Annotated in this window: 9 protein-coding genes and 2 pseudogenes; 10 read left to right on the top strand and 1 reads right to left on the bottom strand. The window is 70.0% G+C overall.

The window, feature by feature from the left end; genetic code table 11:
- A pseudogene (locus ACFFNX_RS35170) lies at window positions 1-461 on the bottom strand (hypothetical protein); the annotation flags it as partial.
- Between the two features lie 224 nt (window positions 462-685).
- Here ACFFNX_RS35170 and rsmD point away from each other — a divergent pair.
- The 10 genes and pseudogenes from rsmD to ACFFNX_RS35220 form a co-directional block, all read left to right on the top strand.
- Window positions 686-1,252: a 16S rRNA (guanine(966)-N(2))-methyltransferase RsmD gene (gene rsmD / locus ACFFNX_RS35175; protein ID WP_378210244.1), complete on the top strand. Its 567-nt coding sequence runs from the start codon at window positions 686-688 to the stop codon at window positions 1,250-1,252.
- A gap of 28 nt (window positions 1,253-1,280) precedes the next feature.
- The gene (coaD, locus tag ACFFNX_RS35180) at window positions 1,281-1,760 is read left to right on the top strand and encodes a pantetheine-phosphate adenylyltransferase (RefSeq protein WP_378210245.1); all 480 of its coding nucleotides are present in this window, start codon (window positions 1,281-1,283) and stop codon (window positions 1,758-1,760) included.
- 86 nt (window positions 1,761-1,846) lie between these two features.
- Entirely contained in the window at window positions 1,847-2,431 is a 585-nt protein-coding gene (locus ACFFNX_RS35185) for a YceD family protein (protein ID WP_378210246.1), read from the top strand.
- 1 nt (window position 2,432) lies between these two features.
- A complete protein-coding gene (gene rpmF / locus ACFFNX_RS35190; protein ID WP_285569124.1) occupies window positions 2,433-2,609 on the top strand; it encodes a 50S ribosomal protein L32 in 177 nt (58 codons plus the stop codon).
- A gap of 212 nt (window positions 2,610-2,821) precedes the next feature.
- Window positions 2,822-3,538 carry a ribonuclease III gene (rnc, locus tag ACFFNX_RS35195; protein WP_378210247.1) on the top strand — a complete coding sequence of 239 codons (717 nt, stop codon included), beginning with the start codon at window positions 2,822-2,824 and terminating at the stop codon, window positions 3,536-3,538.
- Window positions 3,539-3,561: 23 nt separating this feature from the next.
- On the top strand, window positions 3,562-4,416 hold the full coding sequence (mutM, locus tag ACFFNX_RS35200) for a bifunctional DNA-formamidopyrimidine glycosylase/DNA-(apurinic or apyrimidinic site) lyase (RefSeq protein WP_378210248.1): 855 nt from the start codon (window positions 3,562-3,564) through the stop codon (window positions 4,414-4,416).
- A gap of 443 nt (window positions 4,417-4,859) precedes the next feature.
- A pseudogene (locus ACFFNX_RS35205) lies at window positions 4,860-5,455 on the top strand (integrase core domain-containing protein); the annotation flags it as partial.
- A 287-nt stretch (window positions 5,456-5,742) separates the two neighbouring features.
- The gene (locus tag ACFFNX_RS35210) at window positions 5,743-6,021 is read left to right on the top strand and encodes an acylphosphatase (protein ID WP_378210249.1); all 279 of its coding nucleotides are present in this window, start codon (window positions 5,743-5,745) and stop codon (window positions 6,019-6,021) included.
- 167 nt (window positions 6,022-6,188) lie between these two features.
- A complete protein-coding gene (locus ACFFNX_RS35215) occupies window positions 6,189-6,386 on the top strand; it encodes a hypothetical protein (protein WP_378210250.1) in 198 nt (65 codons plus the stop codon).
- Window positions 6,387-6,894: 508 nt separating this feature from the next.
- Window positions 6,895-7,941, top strand: a 1,047-nt coding sequence (locus ACFFNX_RS35220; RefSeq protein ID WP_378210251.1) for a chromosome segregation SMC family protein, incomplete at its 3' end; no start/stop codon positions are given.

The raw sequence follows: 7,941 nt of genomic DNA on the forward strand, positions 1-7,941 counted from the left end.
CCGACCGGCGGCGCCGGAGGAGGCGTCGGCGGGCCGGGCGGGATCGGGCTGGGCGGAGCCGGCACCGGCCCGCACTGCTGCGGCGGGTGGGCGCACAGGTGAAGGCTCACGTTCGCCCTGACCCCGTCGGTCGAGGCGTCGACCGACGCCTTCACGCCCGCCTTCACCTCGGGGCCGGAGCGGCCGGGCTTCTTGGTGCCGCCGCCGGACCGACGCGGAGCGCCCAGCCGTACATGCACCGGGAGGTTCACCCGGAGGGCCGGCTTCTCAGAGCTTCGCGTGCCGGACGTCGTCTGCTTGACCACCCCGTCGACGGTCTTGCCCACGCCGTCGATGGTCTTGCCCAGCGTGCCGGACAGGTCGAGGGGCCCGCTGGTCTCGGCCTGGGCCATGCCGCTCATGGCGGTGAAGCCCAGGACCGTCACGCCGGCGGTCGTGGCCAGTCTCGTGCGTTTTCGCATACAGGAATCTCCAGGTCGGGAGGGCCGTCCGTGAGGTGACACCCCCATCACCGCTTGTCTCGGGAAGGGAGGCCCGAGGGGCGCCTGCCGTACGGTCAGCGATTAGTTTGTCACGACAAGTAGCTTTTTCAAATTGCTTTGACGGCGATCTGTCAATAATTCGCAGCGCTGCGTGGCGGGCCGGAATGAGCCGGGCGGCCGGCCCGCTGGGCCACACTGAATGCGTGACCCGAGTCATCGCAGGAACCGCCGGCGGCCGGCGGCTCTCCGTGCCCACCGGCCGCGACACCAGGCCGACCAGCGACCGCGCGCGCGAAGGCCTGTTCGCGACCGTCCACTCGTTGCTCGGCGAGCTCGACGGCCTGCGGGCGGCCGACCTGTACGCCGGGTCCGGCGCGGTCGGCCTGGAGGCCCTGTCCCGCGGCGCCGCCCACGTGCTCCTCGTCGAGTCGTCGCCGCGCGCCGCCAAAGTGATCAGGGCCAACGTCGAGGCGCTCGGCCTCCCCGGCGCCGAACTGGCCGCCGACCGGGTCGAACGCGTGCTGCGCCGGCCTCCGGCGGAGCCGTACGACCTGGTCTTCGCGGACCCCCCGTACGCCGTGACCGACGACGCCGTGACCCGAATGCTCGAGGATCTGCGCGACAACGGCTGGCTCGCGCCCGGCGCCCTCGTCGCCGTCGAACGCGCCACGCGGGGCGCGCCTGTCGCCTGGCCGTCCGGGTATACCGAGGACAGGGCCCGTCGTTACGGCGAGGGCACGCTTTGGTACGGTCACGCCGCAGGCCACTGACGACTTCCTTGCAGAGGGGACCCACCTCGTGCGCCGTGTTGTCTGTCCGGGTTCCTATGACCCCGTCACCAACGGACATCTCGACATCATCAGCCGCGCGTCGCGCCTCTATGACGAGGTCGTCGTCGCCGTACTCATCAACATCTCCAAGAAGAGTCTCTTCACCGTCGAAGAACGCGTCGAGATGATCGGCGAGGTCACCAAGGAGTACGGCAACGTCGCCGTCGAGAAGTTCCACGGGCTGACCGTCGACTTCTGCCGCGAGCGCAGCATCCCGGTGATCGTCCGTGGCCTGCGCGCGGTCAGCGACTTCGACTACGAGCTGCAGATCGCCCAGATGAACCACCAGATGGCGGGCGTCGAGACGATGTTCATGGCCACCAACCCGCTTTACTCCTTCCTGTCATCCAGCCTGGTCAAGGAGATCGCGCAGTACGGTGGAGACGTGTCCGGCCTGGTGCCCGAGCCTGTGCAGCGGCGGCTCACCCGCCGTTTCGCGGAGTCCTGACCGGTCCACGCCGTGGCCGAGTTGGGGATGAGGGCCCGCGTTCGGTAACCTAGCCAATCGACCTTGCCCGACGGCGGTGATGCGCCATGCCTCACGGAAGTAGGAACAACCTGACCCGCATCGATCCCCGCGACCCCTTCGTGATCGACACACGAGCCCTGGGCCGCCGGCCGGGATCGATGCGCAAGGACTCCCACACCGTGCCGGCTCCGGCGGATCTCGGCGTCGAGATGGTCGGTGTTCCCGAGGGCGCCGACGTCGAGCTGGACATCCGGCTCGAGGCGGTGTTGGAGGGCGTACTCATCACGGGTACGGCGCGGGCTCCTCTCTCCGGAGAGTGCGCGCGCTGCCTGGATCCGCTCACCTCGTCGATCGAGGTCGAGTTCCAGGAGCTCTACGTCTACGACGACACTCGCTCCGGCGAGAACGCCGAAGACGACGAACGCCGTCTCGAGGGAGATCTCATCGATCTCGAGCCGGTCGTCCGGGACGCGATGGTGCTCGCACTGCCGCTGTCCCCGCTGTGCCAGGACGACTGTCCTGGACTGTGCTCGGACTGCGGGGTCCGGCTGGCCGACGCCGAGCCGGATCACCACCACGACGCCGTCGACCCCCGGTGGGCGGCATTGCAGGGCATGTTGGATCAACGACAAGAAGACCAGGAGGGCTGACGTGGCCGTACCCAAGCGGAAGAAGTCGCGCAGCAACACGCGGCACCGTCGCTCGCAGTGGAAGACCCAGGCGCCCACGCTCGTGCGCTGCCCGCAGTGCCGCGACGAGAAGCTGCCGCACACCGCGTGCCCGACCTGCGGCACGTACAACCGCCGTCAGGTCATCGACGTGGCCTGAGAGCCTGGCCGAAACCCTCGCGCGAGGGTTTCCGGCAGTCTCTGACGACGCGGGGGCGGCGCGCCGCCCCCGCTCGTCTCGCGACGAAGACTCGCCCGAGGCCGTGGCGGACGCCGGGAGACGCCCCGGCGTGCGCCTCGCCCTCGCGGAACCTTCCGCGGAGGAAAGATCGTGAATTCCGCCAATGCCGCCTCCCACAGAGGGAGGACCGCATGAAGCCCGACCACTCGGTGTCCGATCGCGGCGCACTCGAGGCCGCGCTCGGCGTGGCCCCCGATCCCGCCCTGCTCGAACGGGCCCTCACGCACCGCTCGTTCGCGTACGAGAACGGCGGCCTGCCGACCAACGAGCGCCTGGAGTTCCTCGGCGACTCGGTGCTCGGCCTCATCGTCACCGACACCCTGTTCCGCGGCCACCCGGACCTGCCGGAGGGCCAGCTCGCCAAGCTGCGCGCGGCCGTGGTCAACATGCGGGCGCTCGCCGGTGTCGCCCGCCAGCTCGACCTCGGCGCCTACATCCGCCTCGGGCGCGGCGAGGAGGGCACCGGAGGCCGTGACAAGGCGTCGATCCTCGCCGACACGCTCGAGGCCGTGATCGGCGCGGTCTACCTCGACCAGGGTCTGAAGGCCGCCGACGCGCTCGTCCACCGGCTCTTCGACGCCCTGATCACCCGCTCGGCCAGCCTCGGCGCCGGACTCGACTGGAAGACCTCGCTGCAGGAGCTGACCGCCACCGAGGAGCTCGGCGTGCCCGAGTACCACGTGGAGGAGAGCGGCCCGGACCACCAGAAGAGCTTCCGCGCCGTCGTCTCGGTCGGTGGCGTGGAGTACGGCCGTGGCGAGGGGCGCTCGAAGAAGGAGGCCGAGCAGCAGGCGGCCGAGGCGGCGTGGACGGCGATCCGTGAGCAGTCCGCGACCCGCCCCGAGTGACGCTCGCGTAGAGGAGACCGCCGTTGCCCGAGTTGCCTGAGGTCGAGGTCGTACGCCGGGGTGTCGAACGCTGGGTGGCCGGGCGGACCATCGAGACCGCCACCGTCCTGCACCCGCGCGCGGCCCGGCGTCACACCGAAGGCCCCTCCGACCTCGCCGCCCGCCTGACGGGACGCCTCGTCTCCGGCGCGTGCCGGCGCGGCAAGTACCTCTGGCTGCCCGTCGGCGACGACGAGACGCTCCTGGCCCACCTGGGCATGAGCGGCCAGCTGATCGTCGGCGAGTCGGACCGGCCGTACGAGAAGCACCTGCGGGCGCGGCTCACCTTCACCGACGGCGGGACGGACCTGCGGTTCATCGACCAGCGCACGTTCGGGCACCTCATGCTGACCGAGACGTCCGACGGCGTCCCCCTGCCGATCGCGCACATCGCCCCGGACCCGCTGGAGAAGGCGTTCGACGAGGAGACGTTCGTCCGCGCGCTGCGCAGGCGCCGCACGGGCATCAAACGCGCGCTCCTCGACCAGTCGCTGATCAGCGGCGTCGGCAACATCTACGCCGACGAGTCGCTGTGGCGGGCCCGCCTCCACTGGGCCCGCCCCACCGAGACCCTCAACCGCCCGGAGGCGGAGCGCGTACTCGCGGCGGCCCGCGAGGTCATGGAGGCCGCCCTCCTGGCGGGCGGAACGTCGTTCGACAGCCTGTACGTCAACGTCAACGGTGAGAGCGGCTACTTCGACCGGTCACTCAACGTGTACGGGCGCGAGGACGAACCATGCCCACGCTGCGGCAGCCCGATCCGGCGCGACGCGTTCATGAACCGCTCCTCCTACACCTGCCCCACGTGCCAGCCCCGCCCGCGCCGAGCGCGCTACTGAACACCCCTCGTAGGCACCCGGCCGGGGGTTGCCGTGTCCGGGACATGGCGAGGGCGCCATATCCGGGCAGGTAGCCGCAGGACACGCCCTGGCAGGGCCCCGGCATTTTGACCAGGCGCGTAGTTGTAGGCGCTGGCGCGGGTCGCACGGGCCGCCTCGTCGAGCGCCGCCCCGTCGACGGCCGACCCACCCGGAGCCACCCACCGGCCCCTGCGATCCGTACAGACGCCTGGCTAGGTGTACTGCCCAGGCAGGTTGGTTGAGTTTGTGTGGCGACACGGTGTGAAGGTGGGTGATCGGTGAAGGCTTCCGGTTGTGGAGTGGAGCTGTCTAAGGAACTGCTCCATCGGCCAGGAGGCCTTCGTGTCCCGCGCCAACGCTGTCTTGGCCCCGCGTGGGTGTCTCCGGCCGGCGCGTTTGATCGTCGAGATGCCGTGCCGAGGCGGTGCCGGCTCAACCGCCTGTCCTGTATCGAGCGCGGCACCCGGGGAGCGGATCAGGCGGCACGAGCACGACCGGCCCGGGGTGATGCTGCACGTGGACGTCACAAAGGTTCGGCACCATCCCTGATGGCGGCGGCCGGCGCCATGTCGGCAGAGTCCAGGCAGAACGCAACCGCGAGGCCACCGCGAACCGTACCGGCAACCGCAACACCCGCTACGAGCCGTGCCTGGGGACCGCGTTCGTCCACACCGTCATCGACGACCGCACACGCCTGGCCTACGCACAGATCCACGATGATGAGAAGGCCGCCACCGCGATCGAGGTAGGGCGCAACGCCATCGGCCGGTGCTGAGCGATAACGGGTCGGTCTGCAAGTCCCACGCCTGGCAAGACGCCTGCGCCGAGCTGGGCATCCGAACGCTTCCACCGCACCCTGGCCGACGGCTGGGCCCTGGGCCGCTTCTACAACTCAGAACACGCCGGCCGCAAAGCCCTCCCCGCCTGGCTCCACTTCTACAATCACCACCGACCCCACACCGCGACCGGCGGCAAACCACCCATCACCCGATCGACCAACGTCCCTGGACGGTACAACCAGGAGCGCCGCGCCCGCCTCGGCCCATTCCCCGTCAGGGGCCACGGGTTCCGGATGGTCCGGTACGGGCGTCCGGGTCCGGTCACGAGGCTTCGGCCGGACGGGTTGCCCGGGTTCGTCCGGAGTGCTACTCGACGCCCGTGCCGACCGGCCGCGCGCTGGGACCCCCGCTCAAGATCGGCGAAAGCGCCGGTCAGGCGCCCGCGCGGGATCGTTCCAATCACCTTCCCGCGCCGGGCTTCGCCCGTGCGTGATCAGCCTCGCCGGCGCGGCTAGGATCCCGGAGGATGGAGGAGCAGACACGGCTGACCGCCTGGGTTCGCGGTCGCGTCCAGGGCGTCGGGTTCCGTTGGTGGGTACGCTCCAGAGCGCTTGAGCTGGGGCTCACGGGCTCGGCGAGCAATCTGACGGACGGACGCGTCGAAGTGATCGCCGAGGGCACGCGCGACGCCTGTGACGATCTGCTCGCGCAGCTGCGCGGCGGCGGTACTCCCGGAATGGTCACGGGCGTCGTCGAACGGTGGACCGAACCCCGAGGGGATCTTCACGGGTTCATCGAACGCTGATCGTCTCCGGAAGTCTGCTAAACTTGGATAGACAGGTTGTTACGCGTCTGTGACATCTGTCTTGACCGGCTCTCGCGCCGGTGCGACCCTAGTTGTTACGCGCATCTATTCGACTCTCATGTGCGCGATCATTCCTGCTGGTCACTCAGCGTGGAGGACCCTTAATCATGGCGAAGGCTCTACTCGGCCACGTCGGCGGTCCGGACCCCCGCATGGTTGCGGAGATGCGGCGCCTTCAGCAACGTGTCCGTGACCTGGAGGCCGAACTCGTACGGCTCCAGACCGAGAACGACGCGCTCGCGGCGGTCGCTGACAACGAAGTCATGGCGCTGAGCGCCAGCGATCGCGAACCGGCGCTGACCTAGCGGGTCAGGCCGCTCCGTAAAAGGGACGTCGATCATGACGTCCCTTTTTGTTGCCCGGAAATTGTCGGCGGCCGCGCTCTCCCAAGCTTCTTCCTCGTCTCGGACGGGGAGGCAATCAGTTCGGAAATATATGCCTGATCACGATCTTCCCAGGTCAGGCCGCTACCCGACGGGCGGGTGAATTCTCCCCGACGCGGTACGGCACGGGAGATGTGACGCCGCGAGAGATGTCCGGGCAAAGATCGAACCTTTTCCGGCCGGCGGTCCGCGGCGCCGGCAGGGGGCTCCTGCGCCGGGGACGATGAGTGTCACGGCCGGGCCACGGAGCGGCGCGGCCGCGGCGGTTTCCCCGGGAGCCCCCGCGAAACACGAGCGTTCGTGGCACATTTGGGGATGTCAGATGCCGGTGAGACGGCTTCCGGCCGGTATGGTGCGCAGGGACCGGGCCTGGTGAACCCCTCGTAGAACTCCCGGGCCGTGCCGAGTCGGTCGGGGAAAGGACGGACGCTTGTACTTGAAGAGCCTCACGCTGCGTGGCTTCAAGTCCTTCGCGTCCTCGACCACGCTGCGGCTCGAACCGGGCATCACCGCCGTCGTCGGCCCCAACGGCTCGGGCAAGTCCAACGTCGTCGACGCGCTCGCCTGGGTGATGGGCGAGCAGGGCGCCAAGTCGCTGCGCGGCGGCAAGATGGAGGACGTGATCTTCGCGGGCACCTCGTCGCGCCCGCCGCTCGGCCGTGCCGAGGTCCTCCTCACGATCGACAACACCGACGGCGCCCTGCCGATCGACTACACCGAGGTCACGATCAGCCGGCTGATGTTCCGGTCGGGGCAGAGCGAGTACGCCATCAACGGCGACTCCTGCCGCCTGCTCGACGTCCAGGAGCTCCTGTCCGACTCCGGCATCGGCCGTGAGATGCACGTGATCATCGGCCAGGGTCAGCTCGACCGCGTCCTGCACTCCGGGCCCGAGGGCCGCCGCTCCATGGTCGAGGAGGCGGCCGGCGTCCTCAAGCACCGCAAGCGCAAGGAGAAGGCCCTCCGCAAGCTCGACGCGATGCAGGCCAACCTCACGCGCGTCCAGGACCTCACCACCGAGTTGCGCCGCCAGCTGAAGCCCCTCGGGCGCCAGGCCGAGATCGCCCGCCGGGCCGCGGTGATCCAGTCCGACCTGCGCGACGCCCGGGTGCGCCTGCTGGCCGACGACCTGGTCACCCTCAGCACCCGGCTCAAGCAGGAGGCCGTCGACGAGGCCGCCGTACGCGAGCGGCACCTCGCCGTCGAGGGGGCCCTCGCCGCCGCCCAGCAGCGAGAGGCGGAGCTGGAGGCCGAGGCGGCCGCGCAGGCGCCCGTGCTGACCCGCGTCCAGGAGACCTGGTACTCCCTGTCGTCGCTGCGCGAGCGGCTGCGCGGCGTCGGGGAGGTCGCCGCCGAGCGCCACCGCCACGCCACCGAGGCGCAGGAGGAGGACCGGCGGGGCCGCGACCCGGAGGACATGGAGCGCGAGGCCGCGGAGGTCGCCGAGCAGGAAGAGGTCCTCGCCGCACGGCTGGAG

It is taken from the genome of Actinoallomurus acaciae (assembly GCF_042429965.1).
Classification (GTDB): domain Bacteria; phylum Actinomycetota; class Actinomycetes; order Streptosporangiales; family Streptosporangiaceae; genus Actinoallomurus; species Actinoallomurus acaciae.

Coding starts and splice junctions, on each gene's coding strand:
- ACFFNX_RS35185 (WP_378210246.1), top strand. CDS start 1,847: ATGCCTCACGGAAGTAGGAACAACCTGACCCGCATCGATCCCCGCGAC.
- rnc (WP_378210247.1), top strand. CDS start 2,822: ATGAAGCCCGACCACTCGGTGTCCGATCGCGGCGCACTCGAGGCCGCG.
- ACFFNX_RS35210 (WP_378210249.1), top strand. CDS start 5,743: ATGGAGGAGCAGACACGGCTGACCGCCTGGGTTCGCGGTCGCGTCCAG.
- ACFFNX_RS35215 (WP_378210250.1), top strand. CDS start 6,189: ATGGCGAAGGCTCTACTCGGCCACGTCGGCGGTCCGGACCCCCGCATG.